We start from the raw sequence: 249 nt of genomic DNA on the forward strand, positions 1-249 counted from the left end.
AACTACTTCCGCAAGACATGTATGAGTTATTTAATTAAAAGTGCGGGTGAAGGGAGTCGAACCCCCACGCCAAAGGCGCCAGATCCTAAGTCTGGTGCGTCTGCCAATTCCGCCACACCCGCATATTAATTTATTTAAGAAAAATGGGGCGACTGATGGGAATCGAACCCACGAATGCCGGAGCCACAATCCGGTGCGTTAACCACTTCGCCACAACCGCCATGATTTCTGGTGCCGACTAGAGGACTT

The 249-nt window shown here is 50.2% G+C and carries 2 tRNA genes; both read right to left on the reverse strand.

What is annotated here, in order from left to right:
• Positions 1-41: 41 nt before the first annotated feature.
• Positions 42-122 (reverse strand) — tRNA-Leu (locus ACYVEC_RS21570).
• 22 nt (positions 123-144) lie between these two features.
• A tRNA-His gene (locus tag ACYVEC_RS21575) sits at positions 145-220 on the reverse strand.
• Between the last annotated feature and the right edge of the window lie 29 nt (positions 221-249).

It is taken from the genome of Bacillus sp. MN7755, from assembly GCF_054771475.1.